Source organism: Halomonas beimenensis, from assembly GCF_002549795.1.
Taxonomy (GTDB): Bacteria; Pseudomonadota; Gammaproteobacteria; order Pseudomonadales; family Halomonadaceae; genus Halomonas; species Halomonas beimenensis.
On sequence record NZ_CP021435.1, the window covers coordinates 2,188,588 to 2,215,440 of the forward strand.

21 protein-coding genes are annotated in these 26,853 nt (G+C 69.2%); 6 read left to right on the forward strand and 15 right to left on the reverse strand.

Annotated elements, in window-relative coordinates; genetic code table 11:
- Positions 1–133 precede the first annotated feature (133 nt).
- Positions 134–1,051 carry a GGDEF domain-containing protein gene (locus BEI_RS10360; protein ID WP_097789452.1) on the forward strand — a complete coding sequence of 306 codons (918 nt, stop codon included), beginning with the start codon at positions 134–136 and terminating at the stop codon, positions 1,049–1,051.
- On the opposite strand, the gene BEI_RS10365 is transcribed toward BEI_RS10360, so the two are convergent.
- Genes BEI_RS10365 through BEI_RS10390 form a run of 6 tightly spaced genes read right to left on the reverse strand, consistent with a single transcriptional unit; the run spans position 1,003 to position 9,613 of the window.
- A complete protein-coding gene (locus tag BEI_RS10365; protein WP_097789453.1) occupies positions 1,003–2,142 on the reverse strand; it encodes a Wadjet anti-phage system protein JetD domain-containing protein in 1,140 nt (379 codons plus the stop codon). The two genes, BEI_RS10360 and BEI_RS10365, sit on opposite strands and share 49 nt — an antisense overlap.
- Positions 2,139–7,010, reverse strand: coding sequence for a hypothetical protein (locus BEI_RS10370; protein WP_097789454.1), 4,872 nt, complete (start codon positions 7,008–7,010; stop codon positions 2,139–2,141). The genes BEI_RS10365 and BEI_RS10370 overlap by 4 nt, the downstream gene beginning before the upstream one ends.
- Positions 7,007–7,198, reverse strand: a complete 192-nt coding sequence (locus tag BEI_RS10375) for a hypothetical protein (protein WP_097789455.1) — start codon at positions 7,196–7,198, stop codon at positions 7,007–7,009. Before BEI_RS10375 ends, BEI_RS10370 begins: the two co-directional genes overlap by 4 nt.
- Positions 7,195–7,386 (reverse strand): hypothetical protein, encoded by a 192-nt coding sequence (locus BEI_RS10380; protein WP_097789456.1) that lies wholly within the window; start codon positions 7,384–7,386, stop codon positions 7,195–7,197. Before BEI_RS10380 ends, BEI_RS10375 begins: the two co-directional genes overlap by 4 nt.
- On the reverse strand, positions 7,383–8,183 hold the full coding sequence (locus BEI_RS10385; RefSeq protein ID WP_097789457.1) for a hypothetical protein: 801 nt from the start codon (positions 8,181–8,183) through the stop codon (positions 7,383–7,385). Before BEI_RS10385 ends, BEI_RS10380 begins: the two co-directional genes overlap by 4 nt.
- Entirely contained in the window at positions 8,180–9,613 is a 1,434-nt protein-coding gene (locus tag BEI_RS10390; RefSeq protein ID WP_097789458.1) for a hypothetical protein, read from the reverse strand. Before BEI_RS10390 ends, BEI_RS10385 begins: the two co-directional genes overlap by 4 nt.
- 110 nt (positions 9,614–9,723) lie before the next feature.
- On the opposite strand from BEI_RS10390, the gene BEI_RS10395 reads away from it, so the two are divergent.
- Positions 9,724–11,685 carry a RecQ family ATP-dependent DNA helicase gene (locus BEI_RS10395; RefSeq protein ID WP_097789459.1) on the forward strand — a complete coding sequence of 654 codons (1,962 nt, stop codon included), beginning with the start codon at positions 9,724–9,726 and terminating at the stop codon, positions 11,683–11,685.
- Here the strand turns inward: BEI_RS10395 and BEI_RS10400 are convergent.
- Both BEI_RS10400 and BEI_RS10405 read right to left on the reverse strand, forming a co-directional pair.
- On the reverse strand, positions 11,679–12,299 hold the full coding sequence (locus BEI_RS10400; RefSeq protein WP_097789460.1) for a hypothetical protein: 621 nt from the start codon (positions 12,297–12,299) through the stop codon (positions 11,679–11,681). The genes BEI_RS10395 and BEI_RS10400 overlap by 7 nt on opposite strands.
- Positions 12,296–13,858, reverse strand: a complete 1,563-nt coding sequence (locus tag BEI_RS10405) for a sigma-54-dependent transcriptional regulator (RefSeq protein WP_097789461.1) — start codon at positions 13,856–13,858, stop codon at positions 12,296–12,298. Before BEI_RS10405 ends, BEI_RS10400 begins: the two co-directional genes overlap by 4 nt.
- Positions 13,859–14,145: 287 nt before the next feature.
- On the opposite strand from BEI_RS10405, the gene phhA reads away from it, so the two are divergent.
- The 3 genes from phhA (at position 14,146) to BEI_RS10420 (ending at position 16,711) form a co-directional block, all read left to right on the forward strand.
- A complete protein-coding gene (phhA, locus tag BEI_RS10410; protein ID WP_097789462.1) occupies positions 14,146–14,967 on the forward strand; it encodes a phenylalanine 4-monooxygenase in 822 nt (273 codons plus the stop codon).
- A 217-nt stretch (positions 14,968–15,184) separates the two neighbouring features.
- Complete coding sequence (locus BEI_RS10415; protein ID WP_097789463.1) at positions 15,185–15,523, forward strand: 4a-hydroxytetrahydrobiopterin dehydratase; 339 nt, start codon at positions 15,185–15,187, stop codon at positions 15,521–15,523.
- The gene (locus tag BEI_RS10420; RefSeq protein WP_097789464.1) at positions 15,524–16,711 is read left to right on the forward strand and encodes an amino acid aminotransferase; all 1,188 of its coding nucleotides are present in this window, start codon (positions 15,524–15,526) and stop codon (positions 16,709–16,711) included. It begins immediately after the preceding gene.
- A 277-nt stretch (positions 16,712–16,988) separates the two neighbouring features.
- Here BEI_RS10420 and BEI_RS10425 read toward each other — a convergent pair whose 3' ends face one another.
- From BEI_RS10425 to BEI_RS10435, 3 genes are all read right to left on the reverse strand, one after another.
- Positions 16,989–18,248: a D-amino acid dehydrogenase gene (locus BEI_RS10425; protein ID WP_097789465.1), complete on the reverse strand. Its 1,260-nt coding sequence runs from the start codon at positions 18,246–18,248 to the stop codon at positions 16,989–16,991.
- 198 nt (positions 18,249–18,446) lie between these two features.
- Positions 18,447–19,733 (reverse strand): MATE family efflux transporter, encoded by a 1,287-nt coding sequence (locus BEI_RS10430; protein ID WP_097791054.1) that lies wholly within the window; start codon positions 19,731–19,733, stop codon positions 18,447–18,449.
- Between the two features lie 117 nt (positions 19,734–19,850).
- Entirely contained in the window at positions 19,851–21,704 is a 1,854-nt protein-coding gene (locus BEI_RS10435; RefSeq protein ID WP_227644442.1) for a putative bifunctional diguanylate cyclase/phosphodiesterase, read from the reverse strand.
- Between the two features lie 261 nt (positions 21,705–21,965).
- Here BEI_RS10435 and BEI_RS10440 point away from each other — a divergent pair, with 261 nt between their 5' ends.
- Positions 21,966–22,715 carry a 2OG-Fe dioxygenase family protein gene (locus tag BEI_RS10440; RefSeq protein ID WP_227644443.1) on the forward strand — a complete coding sequence of 250 codons (750 nt, stop codon included), beginning with the start codon at positions 21,966–21,968 and terminating at the stop codon, positions 22,713–22,715.
- A gap of 88 nt (positions 22,716–22,803) precedes the next feature.
- Here the strand turns inward: BEI_RS10440 and BEI_RS10445 are convergent, their stop codons facing one another.
- From BEI_RS10445 to purF, 4 genes are all read right to left on the reverse strand, one after another.
- Positions 22,804–23,376: a YceI family protein gene (locus tag BEI_RS10445; protein WP_097789468.1), complete on the reverse strand. Its 573-nt coding sequence runs from the start codon at positions 23,374–23,376 to the stop codon at positions 22,804–22,806.
- A gap of 2 nt (positions 23,377–23,378) precedes the next feature.
- Positions 23,379–23,969, reverse strand: coding sequence for a cytochrome b (locus BEI_RS10450; protein ID WP_097789469.1), 591 nt, complete (start codon positions 23,967–23,969; stop codon positions 23,379–23,381).
- Positions 23,970–24,109: 140 nt separating this feature from the next.
- A complete protein-coding gene (locus tag BEI_RS10455; protein WP_097789470.1) occupies positions 24,110–25,306 on the reverse strand; it encodes an O-succinylhomoserine sulfhydrylase in 1,197 nt (398 codons plus the stop codon).
- 14 nt (positions 25,307–25,320) lie between these two features.
- On the reverse strand, positions 25,321–26,838 hold the full coding sequence (gene purF, locus BEI_RS10460; RefSeq protein ID WP_097789471.1) for an amidophosphoribosyltransferase: 1,518 nt from the start codon (positions 26,836–26,838) through the stop codon (positions 25,321–25,323).
- Between the last annotated feature and the right edge of the window lie 15 nt (positions 26,839–26,853).

Here is a 26,853-nt window from a genome sequence, read left to right on the forward strand (position 1 = left end):
GTGCCAGCGCTTCGCGCCGAGTGTATGATAAGCCGCTTAACAAGAAGAACGCCTGATATTCCCCAGGCCCCATGGCAGCACGCCAACGATAACGAACTTACCTGTACGCAGCAGGAACCAGAAGGGAAATCTCATGCCGCCCATCGAAGTCATGCCGAGCAGGGAACGGCTCGACCCGGTGAAGGTCCTCGAACTGGCCGAACAACTTCCTGGCCTGATCTTCCAGCTTCACCGCCGAGACGACGGTCATCTGCATTTCCCTCACCTGATGGGCAGCGGCACCCGGTTGCTGGACCTGGAGCCCGAGCTCCTGGCCCGGGATGCCCGCCCCGCCCTCGAGCGGCTCCACGACGCGGACTACCCCCGGCTGATGGCGGCGATCGAGCGCTCGGTTCGCTGGTGCACGCCTATCATCACCAAGTTTCGTCTGCTGCTGCCCGGCGATATCTGCCGCTGGATCGCGGTCCGGGCGCAACCGGAACGCGTGGATGACGGCGTGCTCTGGCATGGCATGATGCTCGACATCAGCGAGCAGGTCGCCGAAGAGGAACGCCTGCGGGCCCTCTCCGACAGCGATGCCCTCACCGGCCTCGCCAATCGCCGCAAGCTCCTCAAGCGCCTGGACGAGGAGATCTCGCTCAGCAACCGCCATGCCACGCCGCTGTCGCTGATGATGCTCGATCTGGACCACTTCAAGGCGATCAACGACACTTGGGGGCACCTGAAGGGGGACGAGGTCCTCGAGTCCCTGGCCAGTTGCTGCCGTGCCCTGCTGCGCGAGGAAGACCTGCTGGCGCGGCTGGGCGGCGAGGAGTTCGCCCTGGTGCTGCCCCTGACCCCGCGGACCAATGCCGAGCGCCTGGCCGAGCGGCTGCGCCGCTGCGTCGCCGAGCACGATTTCGGCCAGATGGGGGCGGGCCGCGTCACCGTCAGCATCGGCATCGCCGAACACCGGGTCGGCGATTCCCGGGAGATCCTCCTGCAGCGCGCCGACCGCAGCCTCTACCAGGCCAAGCACCGGGGCCGCAACCGGGTCGAGGCAAGCGGCTGAGGCCGCCTCACTCGGCCTCGAGAGCGGCCAGCCAGCGTGCCTCGAGAGCCTGGTCCAGAGGCTCGCCGGCCCGCTCGAGCACGCGGGCATCCTCCAGCCATTCCTGATCGAGCCCTCTCGCCCCGTCGGCGCTGCCCCGCTGCCCCTCCTTGCCGGTCAGGCGATGCAGAGGGTGGCCCCCCCTCGGCCTCCAGCCCCTCCGCCATGGGCGCCATCAGGGCCGACAGGCACAGCCGGGGCAGGCGACGCTTGAGCGCGCGGTAGAGGCGTAGCCCTTCGGGATCGAGATCCCCCCAATAGGTCTGGGACGGCAGCGACAGCAGCCTGGCCAGGCCCTGTCGGGGCGGGCGTTCTCCCACAAGCCTCACCCGGTCGACGTCGGCCAGGGCCTCGCCCAGGGCAAGCCCGTAACCGAAGCCGCAGACCAGAGCCAGACGATCCCCCACCCCGAGGCGGCGGGCCTGCTCGAAGCTCTGGGGATTCTCGATCAACAGCAGGCCCTGCGGGACCTCGGGCGCCTCGGCGAGCAGCCAGGTGGGCATGGGCCGAAAGTCCCGGGGCTCGATGCCGAAGGCGCGGACCAGCTCGGCGGGCAACGCCTGAAGCAGCTTGGCGCTGCCCAGCAGGTAGCGGGCGCTGGCCCGATAGGCTCCCAGATCATAGGCGGCGGGGAGGTCGGCGGCGAGACGTCGCAGGCCCTCGACGAGGCGGCACTGGTCATCGAGGGACCAGTCCGCCAGGCCGGCCTCCCGGGCCCGCGACCAGGCGACGGCCAGGTCGCCCTCCAGGCCCAGGGCGGCATCCGGCCGCGGCAGGCTCTGGATCAGGCGATGCCGCTCGCCCTCCGAGAGCCCCATCCGTACCGACAGCCGGTGGTCCAGGGCCGCCGGGGCATCGAGCACGCCCTGGTGGCGGAGGACGGCCAGCGCCTGCCAGGCGGCCAGCTCCGAGTCGCAGACACCGCGGCGTTTCAGGTCCCGCACCAGGGTATCGCTGCGCCAGCGCTTGCCCCCCTGGCGCAGGAAATGACGACTCCAATCCGCCTCCAGCCAGGCACGGACGGCGCGAACCGCGTCATGCTCCCCGTTCATGTGGCAGGCGCCGTGACATGGATGCCGAACAGGCTGGCCTCGCCGCTGGCGCGCCCCAGCGACTCCGGCGTCGTGGCATGGCCGTCGCGGACCATGACATGCCCGCCCTGCCCCTGGGCGCCGCCGATCACGCTGCCGACCAGGTAAGTGGGGAAGATCTCGGCGTCGTTCTCATAGTTGGGGTTGTGGATCAGGCCGATCATCTGGAAGCGTCCTCGGGTGTTGCGCAACGACTCCAGGGAATCCTGGATCAGGCGACGGTGCGACAGCTTGGAGAAGAGGCCGTCGAGGAGGATCACGCTCTCGCGGCTGGCACGAGCCCGGCGCTTGTGGTGGCCGGGCAGTTCCCGCAGTTCCCGCTCGATGGCGAACTCCGAGAGCTTGACCAGCCACATCAGCGAGACGGCCTCCCGCTGGCCCTCCGACATGGCCTCGTTGAGCGAGAATAACCGGCCGTGAGGACGAATGGCATCGTGCTTGAGGCGGATGGCGACATCATGGAAGAGCCCCCGGTAGATGCGCCGGCGGATCTGGCCGAGCAGCTCCTCATCCCGCCGGCCGGTCTCGGCCTCGCCCAGTCCGCCGTCGCGCTCGGCCCGGCGACGCAACGCCGCCTGATGCTCGTCGATCTCGGCCAGCAGCACCTGGATCAGTTCGCGCAGGCGCTCGCCGCCGACCAGGGACGCCTTGACCTCGAAATAGGCCCCGCCCTCGCCGCTGCGGCGGGCGACCCGCTTGAGAATGTCCAGATTGCCGGCGGCGTCGCCGATGATGGAGCTCAGCCGCTCCACCAGGGTGCCTTCGATCTGCTCCCGGGAGGCCTGCAGCCGGCCCACCCGCCCGCGGTGCTCCTCCAGCTGTGCCTGCAGCTGGGCGTGCAACCCGGCCAGGTCGGTCAGGGCCGCCTCGGTGATGCCGTGCAGCGAGGCCAGCCGCGCCCGCTCGGTGTCGTTGAACAATCGACTCTGGGCCGCCTCCTCCAGGGCGCCGCCCAGTGCACGCTCGGCCTCCGCCACTCGCCTGGCCTGACGCTCGCGATCCCGGGCCCGCTCCCCCAGATTCAGTTCGCCCAGGGCATCCAGCAGGCTCTGCTGCACGGCCTCCAGCTCGGCGACCTCCCCCACCGGCCCCTGGCCGGCCAGGGCCTGCCAGCGGGCCAGGGCGTCGTCCCGGTCCTCGGCGCGGGGATCGTCCGGGGGCCAGCCGAAGGCGTCCGTCGCGGGGGCCGCCGGCACGAGCCGTTCCCGCCAGCCCTCGGGGAGTTGGCGCAGTGCCTCCAGCCAGGCGATGCCCAGCTGATCGACGCAGTGCAGGGCCGCCTGCTGCCGAGACAGGCGGTCCTGAACCTCGCGGCGCTCCCTCTCCTTGGCCTTGCGGGCTTCCCGTGCCTCCTTCAGGTCGCGCTTGCAGCGAGCCAGGTCTCGCTCCAGGACCCGGCCTCCACCGCCGGCATCGCGGACCTCCAGATAGGCCCGGATCCGCTCGAAGTCGAAATCGGCCCGCCGGCTGGCCCGGGCCAGATCCTGCTCGAGTTCCAGGCGCCTTGCCTCGGCCCCGGCCATGAAGGCCGGGCCGTCCTGGCGCTCGAAGTCCGCCAGGGACCGCAGCCGCGCTCGCTCCCCGTCCGCGAAGAGGCCGGCCAGCCCGGCCTCCAGCGCCTCCAGGCGACGGCGGGCGGCCTCCCGGGCCTCGGCCTGCCGGTCACGCCGGGCCTCGACCTCGGCCAGGGCCTCCTCCAGCACCGCCAGCCGCTCGTCCAGCTCCGCCAGCCGCTCGGCGCCGCCGGCAGCGGCGAAGCGCTCGGCGGCCAGCCAGGTCTCGCCATGCAGCGCCAGTTCCCGGGCCAGTCGGTCACGCAACGGCTGCAGCTCCTCCAGCCGCCGGCTCGCCGCCTCCGCGGCCGCCTTCGCCTCCCGCAGGGCCATCTCGCCGCCCTCCTGAAGGAAACGCTGGAAGTCGTCGATGCAGGCCAGCGCCGCCTCGGAAAGCCGCGGCGCCAGGGCCTCACGCCGGGCATCGTTCGCCTCCCGGGCCTCGGCGAGGGCCTCGAGGGCACCTTCCACCTGCGATTCCTCGGCCTCTCGGGCCTGGAGGGCCAGGGCATGCCACTCGCCATGGGGATCCAGGCGGGCGCACTCCTCGGCCAGCGCCTCCCGGCATGCGCGATCCGCAGCCAGGCGCCGCGTCGTGGCCTCGCGCAGGGCGTCCAGGTGGCGCGGATCCAGGGCGGCCTTCACCGCCAGGGTCTCCACCCCCTGGATCGCCCCCAGGGGCGACTCTCCCGATGCCAGCCGTTCGGCCAGGCGCTCGCCCTCGAGCACCGGCACCGTCAGTCCGGCCTCGACCAGGCGCTCGGCGGCCTCCCTGGCCGGCCCGCTCCCGTCCACGACCGGGGCGAAGAGCAGCCCGGCGGCCTGGGACAACCAGGCACGCCGGGCCGGCTCGTCCCGGACCGGATCGTTGAGCACCTCGTGCAAGGGCCGCCAGGGGATCCCGGCCGCGTCCAGATGCCCATGGGCCTCGGCCTCGGCGACTCGGCGTTCCAGGGGGTCGCCGCCCAGGCGCTCGAGATAGCGTTCGCGCCCTGCGATCGCCGCTTCGAGCTGCTCGGCCTCGCTGAGCAGCCGTGGATAGCGGCGCTTGGCATCGGCCAGCCAGTCGGCCGGGGCCAAATCGCTGCGCTCGGCGAAGTCGAGCCGGGCCTGGTGCAGGTCCCGCAACCGGCTCTCCTCGGCATCGAGACGATGGGCCTCGTCGTCCAGGCGCCGCGCCTCGGCGTGCAGGCGGTCGCGCAGGTGGACCGGCTCGTCATCGCCGTGCAGCTCGCGATAGCGCTCGGCGGCCTCGGCCAGGGGCGCGAGGCGGGCCCGACGCTGTTCCGCCTCCTCCCGGGCCCGCATCGACTCCCGGCACGCCTCGTCGAGGTCGGCCAAGCCGGCCTTGCGGGCCGCCCAGAAGCCGGACGCCTCGGCATCCGGCCAGCCGCGGCGAAAGGCCTCCCAGGGCCCCTGAGCCTGGGCCAGGGGGCCACGCTCGCCGGTCAGGCGCTGTCGCTCGCCGTCGAGGCGCGCCGCCTCGTCCCGGTCGGCCTCGAGTCGTTCGTCCGCGGCGTCCCGTTCGGCTCGGACGGCTTCCCGATCGGCCTCCAGGGCCTCCTGGCGGGCGAGCTTCTCGTCGAGCAGCGCCGCCGGGTCGGTCCCGGGATGCTCGCGTCGAAAGGCGTCATGCCATTCGGCCACCCGGCCGAGTTCGCCGACCCGGGCACTGTGTTCGAGCAGCGCCCGGCGGGCCGCCTCGGCCTCGGCGGCACAGGTGTCCGCGGTGGCCAGCGGGTCCTCCAGCTCGGCCTCGTCGAAGAGGCCGTCGGCCAGCGCCTGGGTATAGAAGCTCTGGTTGTCGATGAAGTCCCGCTGGCGGGACTCGAGCCGCTCGCGCTCCCGGTCCAGGTGCTCGGCCCGCTCGTCCAGCGCCTCCAGGTCGCGGTCCAGCTCGTCCAGGAAGAGCCGGTCGGCGATCACCTCGTCGCGGAAGGGGTTGCCGTCCAGGGCCTCGAAGGCCTCGGCGCCCTCCTCCAGGGCGCGGATGGCGCGCTCCCGGTCGGTATCGTCGTCGAAGGCCAGGCTGCCGGCCAGCCAGTCCCGGGCGGCCTGGAAGCCGAGGTGACCGACCTCCCGGGCCCGGGGCCAGTCGGCCTCGGGCAGGTGCAGCACGCGGCGGTGACCGTCGAGGCGTATGCCCGCTTCGTCCAGGGCCCGGCGCAGGACGCGTTCGGAGCGACCGCAGAGCCGCGCCAGCAGCCGGACCGAGACCCGGGGACGGCCGGTGTCCCCGGCGCCCCAGGCGAAACCGGACACCACCTCGTCGTCGGCCTCGGAGGGCCGCGGCACCCCGGGCAGGCCCGCCAAGGCGCGGCCGCCGAGCAGTCGCTCGCCGGCGGCCAGGCCGCGATCGAGCTCGGCGAGATGCCGTCGCGCCTCGAGCAGCGCCTCGCCCTGGTCGGTGAGCGCGGCCAGGCGTTGCACCTTGTCGCCGCTGCGCCGCTGATCGGCCTCGGCTTCCTCCAGGCGATGGCGCAGCTCGGTGATGTTGGTGCCCGAGTTGAGGATGACCTCCTCGATCAGTTCCTCGCGCTCGTCGGTCTCGCCCCGGGTCGCCCCGGAGAGGATCTCCGGGGCCAGCACCTCGAAGAAGAAGGCCTGGTCGGCCTGCTCGCCGGCGCGGGGCCGGATGGCATTGAAGATCTGGCTCTTGTCGGCGCCGCCGTCCTTCTGGAAGGCGGCGAGCTGCGCCAGCTCGCGTCGCGAGACGTGGCTGCCCACCGCCTCCAGCCACTCCTCGCGATTGAGCGTCAGGCGCACCCCCCGCTCGGCCAGGGCCGCCTTGACGTCGCGATTGGCAAAGAGCGCCAGCTTGCCGTCGGCGGTATGGTGGTGCACCGGGACGTCCTCCAGCCGGCCGGTGTAGTGGTAGAAGGACAGGCCGCTGCCGTCGCAGTAGCCGTAGAAGCCGAACACGAAGGTCTCCCCGGCGACTTCCTCCCCGGCCGCCTCCAGCATGTCGTCCTGGCCGGCCCGCCCGCTGCGGGAGCGAAACTCCACGCGCAGGTGGCTCCAGCTGCGCCCCTCCCCGCCGACGCTGCTCGGCGAGCACTTGCGCCGCGTGCGGGTCAGCAGGGTCCGGTCCCGGGACAGCAGGCCGATCAGCGCCTCGGCCAGGGTGGTCCTGCCGAAGCCGTTCTCCATGCTGATGGCGCTGGACTGGCCACGCAGGTCCAGCAGCAGGTGACGCATCTTGGCCTCCCAGGGGGAGGCCACGTCGCCGTGCTTGTTGAGCAGGTTGGCCACCTCGATGCGGTTGATCACGCTCATGCCCGACCCTCCTCGGCGCGCGCCTCGGCCAGGGAGCTCTCTCGGCCGAAGCCGTTCTCCATGCTGATGGCGCTGGACTGGCCACGCAGGTCCAGCAGCAGGTGACGCATCTTGGCCTCCCAGGGGGAGGCCACGTCGCCGTGCTTGTTGAGCAGGTTGGCCACCTCGATGCGGTTGATCACGCTCATGCCCGACCCTCCTCGGCGCGCGCCTCGGCCAGGGCGCTCTCTCGGCCGAAGCCGTTCTCCATGCTGATGGCGCTGGACTGGCCACGCAGGTCCAGCAGCAGGTGACGCATCCTGGCCTCCCAGGGGGAGGCCACGTCGCCGTGCTTGTTGAGCAGGTTGGCCACCTCGATGCGGTGGATCACGCTCATGCCTCGTCCTCCTCGACCGGGACATCATCGACGCCGGCCGGTGCCTGGCGACCCTCGGCCAGGGCCTGGAGGTGCCCCAGCTGGTGGATGCCCACCTGCTCGCTTTCCAGCGCCCCGAGCAGGGTCTGCTGCCACACCTCGCCGCCCTCGTCGCCGGTCTCGCGCAGCGGCTCCAGCAACCCCGCCCTGACCTGCAGGTCGATGAAGGCCCGCACCCGCCGGCTGACGTCTTCGCCTCGCTCGTCGAGCAGCGAGAGGTTGGCCTCGGGCACGGCCTCGCCCAGGCCCCTGAGGGTCTCGAGCTGGTCGCGCATCAGGTCGACCAGCTCCGGGCCGCTGAAGGTCGCCTCCTGGTAGCGGCTGACGTCCGACAGCGCCCGGTTATAGCGGGTATAGAGCAGGGTGTGGGTGAGCAGCCACAGCTGGAGGTACCACTGGGCCAGCTCGCCCCGACTCTCCTGGCGCAGGCGCAGGGCATCGAAGACCGGCTCCCGGGTGTAGAGCGGGGGCTGCTCCAGATCCGGGTCGGGCAACAAGGCATAGTAGCGCGAGCCGGGGGCGATTCCCGGGTAGTCGCCGGCCTCCAGCACCCGGAGGCGCAGGCCCTGGCCGGCCAGGAAGTCGCGCAGGGCCTCGCGTTCGGCGTCGCTGGCATCATCGATCAGCGCGCAGACATCGCGCTCGGAGAGCTGCCCCTCCCGGGCGGCGCGGCGCTTGCGGCCGCTTCCGGGCTGGCGTTCGGCGCAGCGATAGCGCAGCAGGTAGGCGACGACCTCGCCCATCTCGGTCATGTTCATCGCACAGGGTCCTGTTCCGTGGCTAGGGAGGAGGCGGCCGGCGCGGCGAGGCGCAGGCTGGGGGTCACGGCGCCCTCGATGCGCCGTCCGTCGGGCAGGTCCAGCCGAAAGGCTCGATACTCGACGCCCACCGCCAGGGTCTCGTCCAGCTGCTGGGTGTCGACGAAGACGTTGAGCAGCTGGGGCAGGCAATCGGTGTCCTCGAAGCGGTGCCAGCCCTCGGCGAGGGCCTCGGGCAGCGACATCGGCGAGGTCGCCACCCGGCGGCGCAGCGCCGGGCCCCGGGCCTCGAGGAACCGTGCCAGCAGCGGGTCCTCGGGCCGGGCGTCCGAGGCTTCGTCGAAGACCAGTGCCGCATGGCTGGTCTCGGCCCGACGCGTCTCGAGCAACGGCAGCAGCGGTGCCAGGCGCGGCACCGCCACCGCCTGATGGAAGGGCATCAGGCGCTCGACCAGCGCCGCCTGGAGCCCCGGGGCCGGCGGCGTCGTGAGCAGGCATCGCGCCAGGTCGGCGAAGTCGACCACCCCCATGGACTGGATGCGCCCCTCGGCGATATCGGCGAGCAGTTCCGAGAGGCGCCGCGACAGGTTCTCGATGGCGGTCAGCACCCGCCCGATCGCTCCGGAGAGCATGCGCAGGTCCCAGTCATCGGCCTGGGCCTCCCGCCAGGCCTCGAAACGCGCGACCAGGCCCGGGGTGCCCAGCTGGGCCCGGGCATCGAGCAGGGTGCGCTGGATGCTCGACAGGGCGTTGTGGTAATGCCGCTCGTTGTCCTGCAGTGCCGTGAGCTTGCCTTCCCGGGTGGGGTTCTCGCGAACCCGACGCAGCTCCTGGGTCAGGGCGCGGATCGCCAGCAGGATCTGGTTGGTGATGTCGGGGATCCGGGCGAAGTCACCCCGGGCCAGCGCCGCCAGCACCTTGGCGGCGTCGTATTCGGAATACAGCAGGTCTTCGACCTGACCGGCCAGGGTGACCGCCTGGCGGCCGCTGGGAGTGAGGCGTACCTGGCCGGTCTGGCCCTGCTTCTCGATCAGGGCGGTGCGCTTGGTGCTGCGTCCCGTCCGGCAGGGGCCGGCGTTCAACGCCGCCTCGCCGGCGTCCGCTCTCGGCGACGACTGGCGAAAGTGCAGCTCGGTCGGCGTCGCCAGCAGGTTGATGACGAAGGCCAGGTCATCATGTGGCAGGTCGGGATAGGTGTGGCGCAGCCAGCTCAGGCAACGCCCCTGGGAGACGAAGGCGCTGTTGGTGGCGAAGTCGACGTCGAGCAGGTATTCCAGCAGCAGGCAACCGAGGTCCAGCCAATAGCCGTCTCGCCAGCCTCTGCGTTGCTCCTGGCTGACCTGCACGAAGGGCGACCCCGGCTCGTGGGCACTGTCGTGGAGGTCGAGCAGTCGCGAGGTGGCGACGAGCAGCTTGCTCCAGGCGGTCATGGGGCATCCTTTCCGGGCGAAGAACGTCACATTATGCCAAGACAGGACGCCTCGGGTCATCGCCGGGCATGACGTGTATCCTGAGGGCCCCTGCCCCGACCGGAGCCGCCATGCCCACCATCGACCAGACCCTGTCGCGCGTCTTCGGCCACGCCGACTTACGCCCCGGCCAACGCCCGGTCATCGAGGCCGTGGTGGGCGGGCGTTCGGCGGCGGCCATCTTCCCCACCGGCTCGGGCAAGTCGCTGTGCTACCAGCTCCCCGCCCTGCACCTGCCGCACCTGACGCTGGTGGTCTCGCCGCTGCTGGCGCTGATGCAGGATCAGCTGGCCTTCCTCGCCCGGCATGGGATTCCCGCGGCCAGCCTGGACTCGACCCAGGATCGCGAGACGGCCCAGGCGGTGATGGACGGCGTCGCCCGCGGCGAGATCCGCATCCTGATGATCTCGGTGGAACGCCTCAAGAACGAGCGTTTCCGCGCCTTCATCCGCCGGGTCGCGATCTCGCTGCTGGTGGTGGACGAGGCTCACTGCATCTCCGAGTGGGGGCACAACTTCCGTCCCGACTACCTCACCCTGCCCGATGTGCGCCGGGAGCTGGACATCCCCCAGGTGCTGCTGCTGACCGCCACGGCCACGCCCCGGGTGATCGAGGACATGCGCGAGCGCTTCGCCATCGCGGCATCCGACGTGACCGCCACCGGCTTCTATCGCCCCAACCTGGACCTCCAGGTGGACCCGGTGTCCGCCGAGGCGCGCCCCCGACGGCTCGTGGCGTGGCTGCGCCCGCGTCTCGAGGGGCCGAGCCCGCGCCCCACCGTGGTCTACGTGACCCTGCAGCAGACCGCCGAGCGCCTGGCCGCCTACCTGGCGGCGGCCGGCCTGCAGGCGGCGGCCTACCATGCCGGGCTCGATGCCGAGGCCCGGGAGCGGCTGCAGGCCGACTTCATGGACGGGCGGCTACCCTGCATCGTCGCCACCATCGCCTTCGGCATGGGCATCGACAAGGCCGACATCCGCGCCGTGGTTCACTTCGACCTGCCCAAGTCGGTGGAGAACTACAGCCAGGAGATCGGTCGTGCCGGCCGGGACGGCGCCCCCGCCGAATGCCTGATGCTGGCCGGACGCGACCACCTCAATGTGCTGGAGAACTTCACCTACGGCGACACCCCGGAGCGGGCGGCCATCGGCCGGGTCTTCGCGATGCTGCCCGCCCTGGGAGAGGACTGGGAGTTCTCCCTGAGCGCGCTGTCCCGGGACAGCGACATCCGCCCCCTGCCGCTCAAGACGCTGCTGGTCCGCCTCGAGCTCGTGGGGGTGATCCGCCCTCGCTACAGCTACTTCGCCGAGTATCGCTTCCAGCTGGAAGAGCCCGCCGAGGCCCTGGCCGCCCGGTTCCAGGGGGAACGCCGCGCCTTCGTGGAGGCGATCCTCGAGGCCGCGACGAAGGCCCGCACCTGGCACCGTCTGGACTTCGAGGCGCTGGCGCGTCTGGGGGCCGAGCGTGGGCTGGATACCACGCGGCGCCGGGTGATCACCGCCCTGGACTACTTCGTGGACAAGGGCTGGATCCGCCTGGAGAGCCGACAGATGACCGAGGTCTACCAGGTCCTGAGGCCCGCCACGCCGGCGCTGGTCGCCTCCCTGCACCAGGACTTCGTCGACCGGGAGCGCGCCGAGATCGCCCGGCTGCATGCCATGCTCGACCTCTTCGAGGCCGAGGGATGCCTGACCCGGCGGCTGGCCGACTGGTTCGGCGACGACCGGGCCCCCGAGCGATGCGGTCACTGCTCGGGCTGTCGCGGCGCGGTCCCTCGTCTGCCGGCGCCGCCGGAACGCGCGCCCCTGGCCGGCCTCGAGGCCGAGCCCCTGACCGCGGCGCTGCGCGAGCGCCTGGCGGCGGCCGGCGAGGCCGAGGCGGCCACCCCCACCCTGCTGGCCCGCTTCCTGTGCGGGCTGAGCTCGCCCGCGCTCGGTCGCCACCGGGCGCGAGGCCTCGAGGGCTTCGCCGCCCTCGAGGCCTACCCCTTCGGGGAGGTCCACGCCGGCCTGGCCCGCGGCCTGGATCAGTGATCCCGACGGCGGCGCCAGCGCGCCAGCCCCAGCGTCAGCAGATGGGTCGGCAGGTAGACCACCACCGGCCAGGCCAGCATCAGGCCGACGAGATACACCAGGGGATCGAGGCTTGCCTGGGGCTGGCCGAAGGGACCCTGTACCCAGTTGATGTTGCGCTCGGCATCGGTGACGGCGTAGCTCAGCGGCAGGACCGCCCAGGTCAGGCCTACCTGCCACACCAGGCCGCGACGGTCGTACCCCAGCCGCCACACCCCGTAGCCCGCGACCAGCGGCAGAAGGAGATGGAACAGGGACAGCAGCCGGAAGGCCAGCGGCCGCGCGGTATCGAACATGTATTCGGTGCCGCCGATCGGGTGCACCCCGATGACCAGCGCGGTGCCGACATCCACGCCCCAGAGCACCCCCACCAGCAGGACCGCGAGCCACTGGGCGGACATCAGGCGCCGGCTCTCGGTCCACAGGGCGACCAGCAGCAGGAAGCTCGCCAGGTCGCACAGCCAGAGGAAGTTCTGCCAACCCAATACCCGGGCATAGCTCGTCGCCCAGGTGACGACCCAGAGCGTGAAGGCCAGCTTCAGCCAGAGGGGAAGCCGGCCCGCCGCGGCATTCATGCCTCCTCCGTGCCGATACCGTAGCGCTTGAGCTTGTTGGCGATGGTGGTGTGGGACACGCCGAGTCGCCGGGCCAGCTGGCGGCTGGAGGGATGCTGGGGATAGAGGGCGGCGAGGACCCGGCGCTCCACCTCGGCGTGGATGTCGGCCAGCGAGCCGTCCAGGTCGATGCCGGTCAGTCCCGGGGCCTGCCCCACGTCGGGCAGGCGCAGGTGGGCCGGCTCGATGGTGCCCCCCTCGCAGAGCGACACCGCCTGGAAGAGGACGTTCTCCAGCTGGCGTACGTTGCCCGGCCAGTGGTAGGCGGTCAGCCTGGCCACGGCGGCCGGGGACAGGGTCGGCAGCGGACAGCCGATCTGGGTGGCGGCGCGATCGATGAAGTGGGCGGCCAGCTCCTCGATGCCGTCCAGGCAGTCGCGCAGGGGCGGCACATTGAGGGTCAGGACGTTGAGCCGATGATAGAGGTCCTGACGGAAGCGCCCCTCGGCGCACAGCGTCGGCAGATCCTGCTGGGTGGCGCAGATCACCCGCACGTCCAGGTAGGTCTCCTCGTCGCTGCCCACCCGACGGAAACCGCCATCCTGGAGGAAGCGCAGCAGCTTGACCTGCATCCGCGGGCTGGTCTCGCCCACCTCGTCGAGGAAGATGGTGCCCCCGGCGGTCAGTTCCAGCAGCCCGAGCTTGCCCTCGGGTCGCGCACCCTCGAAGGCCCCGGGGGCATAGCCGAACAGCTCCGTCTCGGCCATCGACTCGGGCAGGCCCGCGCAATTGAGCGCCATGAAGGGCGCCTGGCCGCGGGGGCTCGCCAGGTGACAGGCCCGGGCCAGCAACTCCTTGCCGGTGCCGGTCTCGCCCTGGATCAGCAGGGGCGCGTCCAGCGGGGCCATGCGCCGGGCCTCGCGGATCAGTGCCTCGAGTCGCGGACTGGCCTGGAACAGCGACTCGAAGCCGCGCAGCTCCTGGCGCTGCACCTGATAGATGCGCTCCCCGATGCGATCGGCCCGGTGCAGGGTGACCACGGCACCGGCCAGCGAGGCCACGTCCGCCTGGTGCTCACGGTGCAGCGGGGCGATGTCGGCGAGGAAGACGGTATCACGCAGCTTGACCCTCAGGCCGTTGACCCGAGCGTTGTTGCGACGGATCAACGCCGGCAGGTCCAGGTCGGGCAGGTAACGATCCAGCGACAGGCCGGGGACCTCGTCGACACGCACGCCCAGCAACTGCCCCGCGGCTCGGTTGGCGGCCACCAGATGCCCTTCCATGTCGATGGACATGACCGGATCGGACAGCGACGACAGCAGGGCGTCGAGCTCCAGGTGACGCCGCTCGCTGGGCATCAGGCTGACTCGGCGCACCCCGAAGACGCCGGGCACCCGCTCCAGTTCCGGCTTGAGGGTGGCCAGCTGGGCATTGAGCAGGTGGGGGACGTGCAGATAGATGGCGTTGCCGTGCTCGCCGCCCACCTCGCCGTGGGCGACGTTGAGCCCGTAGTCGGCGAAATGGGCGACGATGTCGCGCAGGATGCCGATTCGGTTCTGGCAGTGGAATCTCAGGCGCATAGGGCACTCGAAGTAGGCAGGGAGGACGAGGGCGGTATCGGACCGTCAGGATAGCGTGACTCACGTGTAAAGATAACGTGACACCTAACCGGACTCAATGGCCGGATCGACGGACCTTCCGTGTCGTGGGATCCCGACCGCGCTCGGTCGTAAGGGGAAATTTACACCTGGACGCCGGGCTGGCCTGTAGATATCCCGCATGAACCGTCCTCCCGGCGTGCCGACGCGCCTAGACTGCGGTCATTCCCTCTAAGGCCAATACAACCCCAACCGCCACGGGAGAGATCATGAAGGCTCAGACAGGCAAGAAGACCGCCTACCAGGCCAGGATGCCCGATGCCCAGGGCCACATCGCCTGGACCGACCAGGAGAACGCCACCTGGAAGACCCTGATGGAGCGCCAGGTCGAACTGCTCCCCGGACGCGTCTGCCAGGAGTATCTGGACGGCATGGAGCGCCTGGCACTGCCGGTGGATCGCATCCCCCAGCTCGCCGAAGTGGACGCGGTGCTGCGCGAGGCCACCGGCTGGGAGACCGCCCAGGTGCCGGCGCTCATTCCCTTCGACACCTTCTTCGAGCTGCTGGCCAATCGCCGCTTCCCGGTGGCCACCTTCATCCGCACCCCGGAGGAGCTGGACTACCTGCAGGAGCCGGACATCTTCCACGAGATCTTCGGCCACTGCCCGATGCTCACCAATCCGGCCTTCGCCGAGTTCACCGCCACCTACGGGCGCCTGGGGCTCGAGGCCTCTCCGAAGGAGCGGGTCTACCTGGCGCGGCTGTACTGGATGACCGTGGAATTCGGCCTGGTCGACACGCCGGAAGGCCGGCGCATCTACGGCGGCGGCATCATCTCCTCGCCCAAGGAGACCCTGCACGCCCTGTCCGACACGCCGATCCACGCCCCCTTCGATCCCATGGATGCCCTGCGCACCCCCTACCGGATCGATATCCTCCAGCCCCTCTACTATGTGCTGGACGACCTGGAGACGCTGCACGACCTGGCCAATCGCGACATCATGGGCATGGTCCACCAGGCGATGGAACTCGGGCTGTTCGAGCCGCGCTTCCCGCCCAAGCCCAAGCCGGCCGAGGCCGCCAGCGCCTGATCCTCTTCACCTCCCAGGGCTATCGCAGTTGGATCTGGCGAGGGGCGCCGGGGACAGGTCGAAGAGGGGGTCCTACGCCAGGGATGGCGTCGGTAGCGCCCAGGGAGGGGTTCACAGCGCCCCCTCACAGACCTGTCGACGAATCAGCCCCGAGTGATAACGCTAACTGCGATAGCCCTGCTTCACCCCCGACGACCAACGACAACGAGGAGTCATCATGAGCGAGCTTTCCGAACAGCAGTGCGAGGCCTGCAGCTGGGACGCCCCCCACGTCACCGACAGCGAGATCGAGCAGTACCGTCGCGACATCCCCGAGTGGCAGATCGTCGAGCGCGATGGCATCATGCAGCTGGAGCGGGTCTTCAAGTTCCGCAACTTCCGTCAGGCCCTCGAGTTCACCAACAAGGTCGGCGAGATCGCCGAGGAAGCGGGTCACCACCCCGCCCTGCTCACCGAATGGGGCAAGGTCACCGTGACCTGGTGGTCCCACGAGATGAAGGGCCTGCACAAGAACGATTTCATCCTAGCCGCCAGAACCGACGAGGTAGCGAAGTAAATGTTCGAGCAAATTGAGCGGGTTCCCGGGGATGCCATCCTCGGGCTCATCGAGGCCTTCAAGAAGGACACCAACCCTCAGAAGGTCGATCTCGGCGTCGGCGTCTACCGTGACGCCCAGGGCAACACCCCGGTGATGCGCGCGGTCAAGGAAGCCGAGGCCCTGCTGCTCAAGAACGAGACCACCAAGACCTACATCGGTTCTCACGGCGATCCCGCCTATGGCGAGGTGATCCTGCCGATGGTGCTGGGCGAAGGCTCGCCGGTGCTCGAGGCCGGGCGCGCCAGCGCCACCCAGTCCCCGGGCGGCACCGGCGCCCTGCGCCTGGCGGCGGACTTCATCGCCAGCCAGCTCCCGGGCAAGGCCATCTGGGTCAGCGACCCCACCTGGCCGAATCACCTGGGCATCTTCCCGGCGGCCGGCATCACGCTGAAGAAGTACCCCTACGTGGATGCCGACAACCGCCTGGACTTCGACGGCATGCTCGGAGCCCTCAAGGAGATCCCGGAGGGTGACGTGGTGCTGCTGCACGCCTGCTGCCACAACCCGACCGGCTTCGACCTGTCCCGGGCGCAGTGGCAACAGGTGCTGGAGGTGGTCAAGGAGCGGGGCCTGCTGCCGCTGGTCGACTTCGCCTACCAGGGCTTCGGCGAGGGCCTGGACGAGGACGCCTACGGGGTGCGCCTGCTGGCCGAGAACCTCGACGAGATGATCGTCACCAGCTCCTGCTCGAAGAACTTCGGTATCTACTGCGAGCGGACCGGCTGCCTGATCATGATCGCCAAGGACGCGGAGCAGATGGAGAACGTGCGCTCCCAGGTGGCCATCGTCGCCCGGGAGAACTACTCCAACCCGCCGGCCCATGGCGGCGCCATCGTCTCCGAGATCCTGCACTCCGCGGAGCTGGCCACCGTCTGGCGCGAGGAGCTCACCGAGATGCGCGATCGCATCAACACCCTGCGTCGCGAGTTCGTGGAGGCCCTCAAGCCCTACGGCCTGGACCGGAAGTATGCCTGCGTGGCCGAGCAGCGCGGCATGTTCTCCTACACCGGCCTGACGCCGGAGCAGGTGGACCGACTGCGCGACGAGTTCGGCATCTACATGGTCCGCTCCGGCCGAGCCAACGTGGCCGGCTTCTCCCACGAGAACCTGCCCTACCTGGCCAAGGCCATCGCCGCGGTCAACTGATCCTTTCCGGATCTCCCATGCAAGACGCCCGGGTCGCGAGACCCGGGCGTCTTGTTTTCAGGTCTCCGCGCGGCCGAGTGAAAGACCTTCTTCGTGGCTGCCTGCTGCGCGATACCTTGGCGCCCTGAAGAGCGCTCCCACAGACAGATCATCGCTCCATCCCTGTGGATGCGCAGCTTGTCCCTCCACCGCGGCAAGTCTTCTCCATACTGCCCTTGTCTGCTCACTTCCAGCAGACAAGGGCAGCTTGCTGCACGATCCGCAGCCGTTCGAGAGGTCAGGCGGCGTAGCGTGCGACATCGAGCCCGGCGGGATCGATGGCCGGAGCGCGGTCATCCACCAGATCGGCCAGCAGCTGGGCGCTGCCGCAGCTCATGGTCCACCCCAGGGTCCCGTGACCGGTGTTCAACCAGAGATTGTCGTAACGGGTGGCACCGATGATCGGCGTGGAATCCGGCGTCATCGGCCGCAGGCCGGTCCAGAACTCCGCCCGGTCCACGTCCCCGCCCTCGGGGAAGACATCGCGCACCACCATGTCGATGGTCGCCCGACGCTTCTCCGGCAGGCTCAGGTCGAAGGACGCCAGCTCGGCGGTGCCGCCGACGCGGATCCGATCATCGAAGCGCGAGATCGCCACCTTGTAGGTCTCGTCCATCACCGTGGACTGGGGCGCCCCGCCGTCGTCGACCACCGGCACGGTCAGGCTGTAGCCCTTGACCGGGTAGATCGGCAGGCGGATGCCCAGGTCCTTGACCAGGAAGGGCGAGTAGCTGCCCAGGCAGACCACGTAGGCATCCGCCGTCAGCTCGCCCGCGCTGGTGATCACGCCCTCGACGCCGGCGTTGCCGCGGCGAATGCGCTGGATCTCGGTGTCGAAGCGGAATGTCACGCCCAGCCGCTCGCGACAATGCGCGGCCAGGCGGTTGGTGAAGAGATGGCAGTCGCCGGTCTGGTCGTCGGGCAGATGCAGGCCCCCGACGAACTTGCCGGGCACCCGGGCCAGGGCCGGCTCCACCGCGGTGAGCTCTTCGGCCCCCAGCAGCCGGTGGCGCACACCGCACTGCTCGAGGACCTTCATGTCCTTGGCCACGGCCTCGACCTGGCTGTCGTGGCGGAACAGCTGGAGCAGGCCCCGCTGACGGTCCTCGTAGCGGATGCCGGTCTCGGCCCGCAGGGCATCGATGCAGGCGCGGCTGTGCTCGGCGATGCGCACCATGCGCTCCTTGTTGACCGCATAGCGCTCGGCGTTGCAGTTGCCGAACATCTTCAGCATGAAGCGCGCCATGGTCGGCTCCATCTTCGGCTGGATCTTCAGCGGCGCATGCTCCTGGAACATCCACTTCACGGCCTTCCGGGGGATGCCGGGGGCCGCCCAGGGGGAGGAGAAGCCGAAAGACACCTGGCCGGCATTGCCGTAGCTGGTCTCCATGGCCGGCGACGGCTGGCGGTCCACCACGGTGACTTCATGGCCCTGGCGGGCCAGGTAATAGGCGCTGGTGACCCCCACCACGCCGCTGCCGAGAATCAGTACCTTCATGCGCTGCCCTACCCTTTGTGCTTGTTGACGCGGGAACCGTGACGCTCGAAATCCGGCGCCGGTCGTAAGGAGGGGAGCAGTATAGGATCACTCGATTGGTCTATTCGCCCGTTTTTACCTATTTTTATGGCATTTTATTTCAATTTATCTGTTATACTCATTATTTTGTCACGTTTATCCACATAAATTCAGCATTTATCACTGCACCTCGACACCCTGTCGGCGGGGACTGCCAAGGATCCGGCGCAACAGCCCCCAGGCGGCCAGCCCGGCCAGCAGATTGCCGATCGCCGCCCCCAGGGCCAGTCCCGGCAACCCCGCCAGCCAGGCGCCCAGGCCGAGCGCCGGAAGATAGCAGACGAAGAGCCGGGCCGCGGACATCAGCATCGACCTCAGCGGCCAGCCCAGCGCATTGCCGGCGGACACCACCAGCATGCACACCCCCAGGGCGGCGTAGCTGGGGGGCAGGTAACGCAGCAGGATGCTCAGGTCATCCCGCACGTCCGGGGTGCCCGCCAGGGCGCCGGCCACCCAGGGCGACGCCAGGGCCAGGCCCACCCCCAGCGCCAGCTGCCACAGCACCGCCACCTGGAGCGCCAGGCGCATCAGGCGATGCACCTGCTCCCAGTCCCCGGCGCCATAACAGCGCCCCAGCCAGGGTGGCAGCGACATCGTCATGGCCAGGACCACCATCAGCGAGACCGTCTCCAGCCGGCTGGCCAGCCCCCAGGCCGCCACCTGGGACTCGCCCAGCCAGGCGACCACCGAGATCGCCAGCATGGCGGCCAGGGGCGGCATCAGCTGGCCGATCATGGCCGGCCCGGCGATGCCCAGGAAGGGCCGGGCCGAGCGGCACAGCTCACCGGCCAGCCCCGAGACGGCCAGCCAGTTCGTTCCCGCCAGGCGACGGCCGAGCACGGTCAGCCCCAGGCCGAAGGCCATCACCGTGGCCCAGGCGGCGCCGGGCAGCCCCAACCCGTCCCAGGGCCCGAGGCCGAAGATGAGCAGGGGGTCCAGGGCCAGGTTGGCCAGGCTGGTCACCACCATCAGGGTGCCCGGCAGACGCGTGTTGCCATGGGCCCGGAACAGGCTGTAGCCGAAGTAGAGGACCGCGCCGAGCCAAGCGGCGACCAGTTGAGGCCCCCAGTAGGAGCGGATCAGGGCCAGGGCGTCCGGGGCGGCCCCCAGGCGCAGGAAGATGGCGGCCTGGGCCCACCAGAGCGCCAGGGCCAGGCCGGCGATGACCAGGGTGCCGACGATCAGCACCAGGCTGCCGAGACGCCGCGACCGGGCGCGCTCTCCTGCCCCGAGGGCCCGGGAGATCAGCGCTGCGATGGCGATGCCCAGCCCCACCTGAACGCCGATGATCAGGAAGGAGAGCGGGAAGGTGAAGGATTGCGCGGCCAGCGGTGACGTGCCCAGCCGAGCGATGAAGGCACTGTCGACCAGTTGGAAGCCCAGCAGCGCCAGCACGCCGATGGCCATGGGCCAGGTCTGGCGCCAGAGCGTCACCCCCAGGGAGACGGAAGCAGCATCGGTTCGCAACACGGGACTCCGGTCGGCAAGGAAGGTGCCCCATTCTACGCGAACTGGCCCCGGTCCTCAGTGGTGCCCCACTCCTGGGCCGACCAGCAGGCGATCGATATCCTCCGCCGGCATGGGGGGGTGGAAGAGATAGCCCTGCACCAGGTCACAGCGCATCTCGCGCAGCAGGGCCAGCTGCTCGGCGGTCTCCACGCCCTCGGCCACCACCTCGAGCCCCAGCCGGTGACCGATGAAGATCGTCGCCTCCATGATGGCGCGATCCTCGGGCTGCTCCGGGGCGTCCCGCACGAAGGCGCGGTCGATCTTGAGCGCCGTGACCGGGAAATGCTTGAGGTAGCTCAGCGACGAATAGCCGGTCCCGAAGTCGTCGATGGCGATGCGCACGCCACGGTGGTAGAGATAACGCAATCGTTCGAGGATGCCGGCATCCGCCTCGATCAGCACGTTCTCGGTGAGCTCGATGCCGATATCCTGGGGCCGCAGGCCATGGCGTGCCACGCAGGCCTCGAGCCGCTCCAGGGTGTCGGGGGCCAGCACCTGACGCCCCGAGAGGTTGATGTCGACACGCGAATCGACGCGTCCCGCGGCTCGCCAGGCCGCCTGCTGGCGGCAGGCCTCTTCCATCACCCAGTCGCCTAGCTGATGGATCAGGCCAGAACGCTCGGCCAGGGGGATGAACTCGGCGGGCGACACCGGTTCGCCCTCAAGGGGCGTCCAGCGCAGCAGTGCCTCGAGGTTCTCGATGCGCCCGCTCACCACGGACACCTGGGGCTGGTAGTGCAGGTGCAACTCGCGGTTGACGATGGCCCGCTCGAGTCGCTCGACCAGGCGATGCTGCCGGACCAGCTCGTCATGGAAATGCTGACGGAAGTGCTGGAGGCTGCCGCGGCCATCCAGCTTGGCACGGTTCTTGGCCACATCGGCGTTGCGGATCAGCTCGCGGGCCGTCATGCCGTGCTCCGGGAAGACGCTGGCGCCGAGACTCGCCGTCACCATCCGTTCGCTGCCGTCCAGGGCGAAGGGGGAGCGAAACGCCGACCGGACCTTGTCCACCAGTCTCAGGACGTCCTGCTCCCGCGCCACGCCGGGGAAGGCCATCACGAACTCGTCGCCGCTGACCCGGGACATCAGGTCGGTGGCCCGCTGCTGGCGGCGCAGACGATGGGTGAGCTCGATCAGCAACTGGTCGCCCTGGGCATACCCCAGGGCATCATTGATCTCGACGAAATGGTCGATATCGAGATAGAGCACCACCAGGCCCACTCCACGACGCCGGCACTGGTCGAGCAGCTCGTCCAGATCGGTCTCGAAGGCCTCCCGGTTGGGCAGATGGGTCAGGCGGTCGAAGCGGGTGGCGAAGGCCAGGTCGCGATGGGCCCGCTTCTGGTCGGAGAGGTCCACGTCGACACAGAACATCAACGGCGAATCGGTGTGCTCGCCGAGCATGACATGATGGGAGAACACCGGCACCAGTTCACCGCTTCGGTGGCGCAGCTCGAGCTCCTCGGCGGGGATCTCCTGTCCCTCGTCGACCCAGGCACGGTGAGCATCGATCACCGCCTGCCGCATGGGCTCGGGAATGATCAGGTCCTCCAGCAACTGCCCCATGGCCTCCTCGGCCGAATAGCCATACAGCCGCACGCTGGCCTCGTTCCAGTAGATGACACGGCGTTCGCGGTCATAACCCTGTACCGCGACCCGGGGCAGGCTCTCGAGCAGGGCACGAAATCGCTGCTCGCTCTCATGATAGCGACGCCGGACGAGCTCGACCTCGCTCGTCGACGCCGGGACGGTCCGCCGGGCCTTTCTCTCAACGGCAGCCTCTTGCTGCCCTTTCCACCACTGCAACAGGCGGCGCGTACCGCGACGGAACATGGCGTACCCCGGTAGCCTCTCAGGAAATTGCGTCATGAAGAGACCACATGACGCGCACTGAAACGGTATAAGCAAAACCGCCTTCCCTGCGGTACCTCTTTCATCTTGACACATTCGGCGGCGCCATCGGCGTATGCCGATCGACCGGCCGTATTTTGACATTCTGAAACATTTCCTCTCCTTTCCTTACTGTTGACGGATGTTTTTCGTCAACGGTCGGGCAATTTCGCCCTGAAAGGATCAGGAGAACGTCTTATGAAACTCGATACTCTCAAATATGGTTTTGATCATACCACCATGCCAGCAGATCCCCTCGCCGACTACTGGGCGCCCGAGGTCCACGATGCCTTGGCGCATGGCGACTGGGCGCTGACCGAGGCCCGCTCGAGGCTGGATCTCGCCGCCTGGCAGGGATTCACCACCGACCTGCCGCGGGACCCCTACGTCAACCGCCGATGGAAGCGCATGTCCTGGCTGGCCCTGGACGAGGCCGGCGGGGTCCAGGACCTGGGGCACTGCCCCATGGCCCAGGGCGGGGCCTTCAATGACGCGGACAGCATGGCCGATCGGCTTCGCTACTACGAGCCGTTGAGCCCGGCCTTCCTGGAGCGCGCCGACGTCCTGGCCTTCGTCCGAGCCTGGGCCCGCCTCTGGGGCTTCCAGCCGAACGAGCCCATCCTGATGCAGATCACCGGCGCCCGAGGCGAGGGCCGTATCGACCCGCTCCAGGGGCAGGGGATCCATGCCGATGGCTGCAAGGCACTGAGCATCCTGGTGCTCAGCCGCCGGAACGTCCTCGGGGCCGACAGCCACCTCTATGAGGACAAGGCCGGCTCTCGGCCGTTGGTGGACACCACCCTGATGCCGGGCGACATCCTGCACCTGCGCGACGATCGCCTCTTCCACAGCGTCGATCCGCTCGCCCAGCTGGATCCCGGCCTGCCCTTCGAGCGCTTCGTGATCATCATCAACGGTCGCTTCGTGGATGACTTCCAGAACCGCATCCTCCGCCGTCACTTCCCCCAGGCGGTGCTCGACAGGCACTGACCCCGCCGGAAGGAAACGCCTTCCCCCAAGCGCGACACCCCCGGCCGAGAGGCCGGGGGTGTCGTCGTTCGGGCCCGCGGGGCGGCGCTTACTGGCGAATGCCCTCGAAGGTCACGTAGAGCTCCAGCTCGTGCATCACCTCGGGGAAGCTCGACATGTCGATGCCGTAGTCGGCCAGGGTCAGGGTGGTGGAACCCTCGAAGCCGGCGCGGTAGTTGCCCCAGGGATCCTCGCCCTCGCCCAGCAGGGTCACCGGCATCTCGATGGTGTTGGTCTCGCCATGCAGGGTCAGTTCGCCGGTCAGCACCCCCTGGTTCTCGCCGGTGGGCTCGAAGCCGGTGGAGGCGAAGCTGGCGGACGGGTACTCGTCGACATGCAGGAAGTCATCGCTCTTGATGTGCTTGTCGCGCTCGGCGTGGTTGGTGGTCAGGCTGGTGACGTCCACCTCCAGGCTGGCCGAGGACGCCGCCAGGTTCTCCGGGTCGTAGTGGAACTCGCCGGTGAACTCCTCCAGGCTGCCCAGGATGTAGGAGAAGCCCAGGTGGCTGATCTTGAACTGGATGAAGGCATGCTGGCCCTGGGTATCGATGGCGTAGTCGGCGGCATGAGCCTGGGTGAAGGGCACCAGCGCGGCGGCGGCCAGGGCGGTCTTCTTGAACATCGCTATCTCCTTGCGTGAGTCAGGGGAGTCTCCGACCCGCCGGCTCGACGGGCGTGACGTGGGGTCAGCATACGGACCAGGGTATCGTGGCGGTCCCACCGGTGGTGCTTCACCGCGGCCAGGGCATGGCCGGCCGCCAGGATCATCAGGGCCAGGGCGGCGTACCAGTGCACCGTACCGGCCAGACTGGCCTGGTTCGGCAGGCCAGTGAGCAGCGCCGGCACCTCGAAGGCACCGAAGACGTCGATGCCATCCCCCTCGGCGGTGGAGATCAGGTAGCCGCTGACCAGCACCAGCAGCATCAGGGCATAGAGCGCGACGTGCCCCAGATGAGCGGCCAGGCGCTCGAGCCGTGAGCCGGGCGGCACCGGCGAGGGCTGGACGAGGCGCCAGGCCAGCCGCCCCAGGGTCGCGAACAGCAACACCATGCCCAGGGAGCGGTGCCACCAGGGTCCCAGGTTGTACCAGCCGTGGTAGTAATCGAGGCCGGTCATCCACCAGCCCAGCACGAAGAGGCCGATGATCGCCACGGCGCTGAGCCAGTGCAGCAGGATGCTGGTCAGCCCCCAGCCGGACACCGAATTACGCCACATGCCTAGCTCCTAATGAAACAAAACCGAGACATAGCGTACCCGACCCGGGCAATCGAATCCGCTGAAAAAAGATGAAAGCTTCGTTCGGAATTTCCACATGCCGCCCGGCAGGGCGACATGCGGAAGACGGGCGGGAAGGGTCAGGCCAGGGCGTCGAGCCCCCGGGCCAGGTCGGCCTGGATGTCGGCGATGTCCTCGAGGCCCACCGCGATGCGGATCAGGCCCTCGCGGATGCCGGCGGCGATCTTCTGGTCGTCGGACAACCGGCCGTGGGTGGTGGTGGCGGGGTGGGTGATGGTGGTCTTGACATCCCCCAGGTTCCCGGTGATCGACAGCATGCGCGTGGCGTCGATCACCGACCAGGCGCCCTCGCGCCCTCCCCTGACCTCGACGCCCAGCACGGCGCCGAAGTCGTTCTGCTGACGGGCCGCCAGGGCATGCTGGGGATGGCTCGGCAGGCCGCTGTAATGGACCCGCTCCACCGCCGGATGGGACTCGAGCCACTCGGCCAGTCGCCGGGCGTTGGCGCAATGGGCCTTCATCCGCAGCCCCAGGGTCTCCAGGCCCTTGGTGAAGATCCAGGCATTGAAGGGGCTCAGGCAGGGGCCACAGGTACGCACCACGCCGAAGACCTCCTCGAGGGCCTTGTCCGGGCCCACCACGGCCCCGCCCACGGCACGCCCCTGCCCGTCCAGGTACTTGGTGGCGGAGTGAATGACCAGGTCGGCCCCCAGCTCCAGCGGGCGTTGCAGAGCCGGGGTCAGGAAGCAGTTGTCGATGGCCAGCCAGGCGTCGTGACGCCGGGACAGGTCGGCCAGGGCGGGAATGTCGGCAACCTCGGAGAGCGGGTTGGAAGGCGTCTCGGCGAACAGCAGCCGGGTCGAGGGCGTCAGCGCCGCCTCCCAGTCGTCGAGGCTCGACAGTTCCACGTAGCGGGTGGTGATGCCGAACTTGCCGAGGTACTTGTCGAACAGGCTGACCGTGGAGCCGAACAGCGATCGCGAGGCGACGATCTCGTCACCGGCCTGGAGCAGGGCCAGGGCCGTGGACAGGATGGCCGCCATGCCGGAACTGGTGGCCACGCAGCGTTCGCCGCCTTCCAGGGCGGCCAGGCGCCGCTCGAAGGTCTGCACCGTCGGGTTGGTGAACCGGGAGTAGACGTTGCCCGCCTCCTCGCCACCGAACTTGCGCGCCGCCTCCGCGGCGCTCTCGTAGACGAAGCTCGAGGTCGGGAAGATGGGTTCGCCATGCTCCTGCTCGGCCGTGCGATGGTGCCCGGTGCGGATCGCCAGGGTATCGAGCCCCCAGGCTTCCCCGGGATTGGATTCGTCGTGCATGCCGCCCTCCCGGTTCAGTCGATGTCTTCCTGATTGTGCATGCCCACCAGGGCATGATCCCCCGCGCTCTGCTGCGCCTTGGCGGCATCGTTGCGGCTGGCCTCCAGGTCGGCGAGGTAGGCGTCGTCGATGTCACCGGTGATGTAGCGGCCGTCGAACACCGAGCAGTCGAAGGCGTCCAGGGCCGGGTTGACCTCGCGACAGGCGGCCTTGAGGTCCTCGAGATCCTGGTAGACCATGCGGTCGGCACCGATCAGCTCGCCCACTTCGGCCTCGCTGCGACCATGGGCGATCAACTCCCCGGCGGCCGGCATGTCGATGCCGTAGACGTTCGGATAGCGCACCGGGGGCGCGGCCGAGGCGAAGTAGACCTTGTTGGCACCGGCCTCCCGGGCCATCTGGATGATCTGTCGGCAGGTGGTCCCGCGCACGATGGAATCGTCCACCAGCAGGACGTTCTTGCCCGCGAACTCGATGTCGATGGCATTGAGCTTCTGGCGCACCGATTTCTTGCGCTGGGTCTGGCCGGGCATGATGAAGGTCCGCCCGATGTAGCGGTTCTTCATGAAGCCTTCGCGGTAGGTCACCCCCAGATGCTGGGCGAGTTCCAGGGCCGAGGTCCGGGAGGTGTCGGGGATGGGGATGACCACGTCGATATCGTGATCCGGCCACTCCTGCTGGATCCGGTCGCCGAGCTTGCGGCCCATCTGCATCCGGGTGCCGTAGACGTAGGCGCCGTCGAGGATGGAATCGGGACGCGCCAGGTAGACGTGCTCGAAGATGCAGGGCGCGAGCCGCGGGGCATCGGCGCAGGACTGGGTGTGCACCCGTCCCTCCATGTCGACGAACAGCGCCTCGCCGGGGGCCAGGTCACGGGCCAGCTCGAAACCGCCGACGTCGAGGGCCACCGACTCGGAGGCGATCATCACCTCCTGGCCGCTCCCCTCGTCGCGGGTGCCGTAGACCACCGGGCGAATGCCGTTGGGATCGCGGAAGGCCACCATGCCCACCCCATTGATGATCGCCACCGCCGCATAACCGCCCCGGCAGCGGCGATGCACCCGACGCACGGCATCGAAGATGTCGCCCGGCTCGAGATGCAGGCCCTGCTTGCCCAGCTCATGGGCGAAGACATTGAGCAGCACCTCGGAGTCGGAGCTGGTGTTGATGTGGCGCAGGTCCGAGGAGAACAGCTCCTGCTTGAGCTGCTCCGAGTTGGTCAGGTTGCCGTTGTGGGCCAGGCTGATGCCATAGGGGGAATTGACGTAGAACGGCTGGGATTCCGCCTCGCTGGAGGAACCGGCAGTGGGATAGCGCACATGGCCGATGCCCAGGTTGCCCTTGAGGCGCGCCATGTGGCGGGTATGGAAGACGTCGCGCACCAGGCCGTTGCTCTTGCGCAGCAGGAAGCGCCCCTCGTGCCAGGTCATCATGCCGGCGGCATCCTGGCCGCGGTGCTGAAGCACCGTCAGGGCATCGTAGATCCCCTGGTTCACCGCCTGCTTGGCCATCAGGCCCACGATACCGCACATTACACCTTACCTCGC

What these genes read in the sequence shown, in the direction of transcription:
- phhA (WP_097789462.1), top strand. Translation starts at nt 14,146, where the DNA reads ATGAAGGCTCAGACAGGCAAGAAGACCGCCTACCAGGCCAGGATGCCC.
- BEI_RS10420 (WP_097789464.1), top strand. Translation starts at nt 15,524, where the DNA reads ATGTTCGAGCAAATTGAGCGGGTTCCCGGGGATGCCATCCTCGGGCTC.
- purF (WP_097789471.1), bottom strand. Translation starts at nt 26,838, where the DNA reads ATGTGCGGTATCGTGGGCCTGATGGCCAAGCAGGCGGTGAACCAGGGG.
- BEI_RS10440 (WP_227644443.1), top strand. Translation starts at nt 21,966, where the DNA reads ATGCCAGCAGATCCCCTCGCCGACTACTGGGCGCCCGAGGTCCACGAT.
- BEI_RS10400 (WP_097789460.1), bottom strand. Translation starts at nt 12,299, where the DNA reads ATGAATGCCGCGGCGGGCCGGCTTCCCCTCTGGCTGAAGCTGGCCTTC.
- BEI_RS10405 (WP_097789461.1), bottom strand. Translation starts at nt 13,858, where the DNA reads ATGCGCCTGAGATTCCACTGCCAGAACCGAATCGGCATCCTGCGCGAC.
- BEI_RS10390 (WP_097789458.1), bottom strand. Translation starts at nt 9,613, where the DNA reads ATGACCGCCTGGAGCAAGCTGCTCGTCGCCACCTCGCGACTGCTCGAC.
- BEI_RS10375 (WP_097789455.1), bottom strand. Translation starts at nt 7,198, where the DNA reads ATGAGCGTGATCAACCGCATCGAGGTGGCCAACCTGCTCAACAAGCAC.
- BEI_RS10450 (WP_097789469.1), bottom strand. Translation starts at nt 23,969, where the DNA reads ATGTGGCGTAATTCGGTGTCCGGCTGGGGGCTGACCAGCATCCTGCTG.
- BEI_RS10360 (WP_097789452.1), top strand. Translation starts at nt 134, where the DNA reads ATGCCGCCCATCGAAGTCATGCCGAGCAGGGAACGGCTCGACCCGGTG.
- BEI_RS10415 (WP_097789463.1), top strand. Translation starts at nt 15,185, where the DNA reads ATGAGCGAGCTTTCCGAACAGCAGTGCGAGGCCTGCAGCTGGGACGCC.
- BEI_RS10385 (WP_097789457.1), bottom strand. Translation starts at nt 8,183, where the DNA reads ATGAACATGACCGAGATGGGCGAGGTCGTCGCCTACCTGCTGCGCTAT.
- BEI_RS10370 (WP_097789454.1), bottom strand. Translation starts at nt 7,010, where the DNA reads ATGAGCGTGATCAACCGCATCGAGGTGGCCAACCTGCTCAACAAGCAC.
- BEI_RS10365 (WP_097789453.1), bottom strand. Translation starts at nt 2,142, where the DNA reads ATGAACGGGGAGCATGACGCGGTTCGCGCCGTCCGTGCCTGGCTGGAG.
- BEI_RS10430 (WP_097791054.1), bottom strand. Translation starts at nt 19,733, where the DNA reads ATGGCCATCGGCGTGCTGGCGCTGCTGGGCTTCCAACTGGTCGACAGT.
- BEI_RS10395 (WP_097789459.1), top strand. Translation starts at nt 9,724, where the DNA reads ATGCCCACCATCGACCAGACCCTGTCGCGCGTCTTCGGCCACGCCGAC.
- BEI_RS10425 (WP_097789465.1), bottom strand. Translation starts at nt 18,248, where the DNA reads ATGAAGGTACTGATTCTCGGCAGCGGCGTGGTGGGGGTCACCAGCGCC.
- BEI_RS10380 (WP_097789456.1), bottom strand. Translation starts at nt 7,386, where the DNA reads ATGAGCGTGATCCACCGCATCGAGGTGGCCAACCTGCTCAACAAGCAC.
- BEI_RS10435 (WP_227644442.1), bottom strand. Translation starts at nt 21,704, where the DNA reads ATGACGCAATTTCCTGAGAGGCTACCGGGGTACGCCATGTTCCGTCGC.
- BEI_RS10455 (WP_097789470.1), bottom strand. Translation starts at nt 25,306, where the DNA reads ATGCACGACGAATCCAATCCCGGGGAAGCCTGGGGGCTCGATACCCTG.
- BEI_RS10445 (WP_097789468.1), bottom strand. Translation starts at nt 23,376, where the DNA reads ATGTTCAAGAAGACCGCCCTGGCCGCCGCCGCGCTGGTGCCCTTCACC.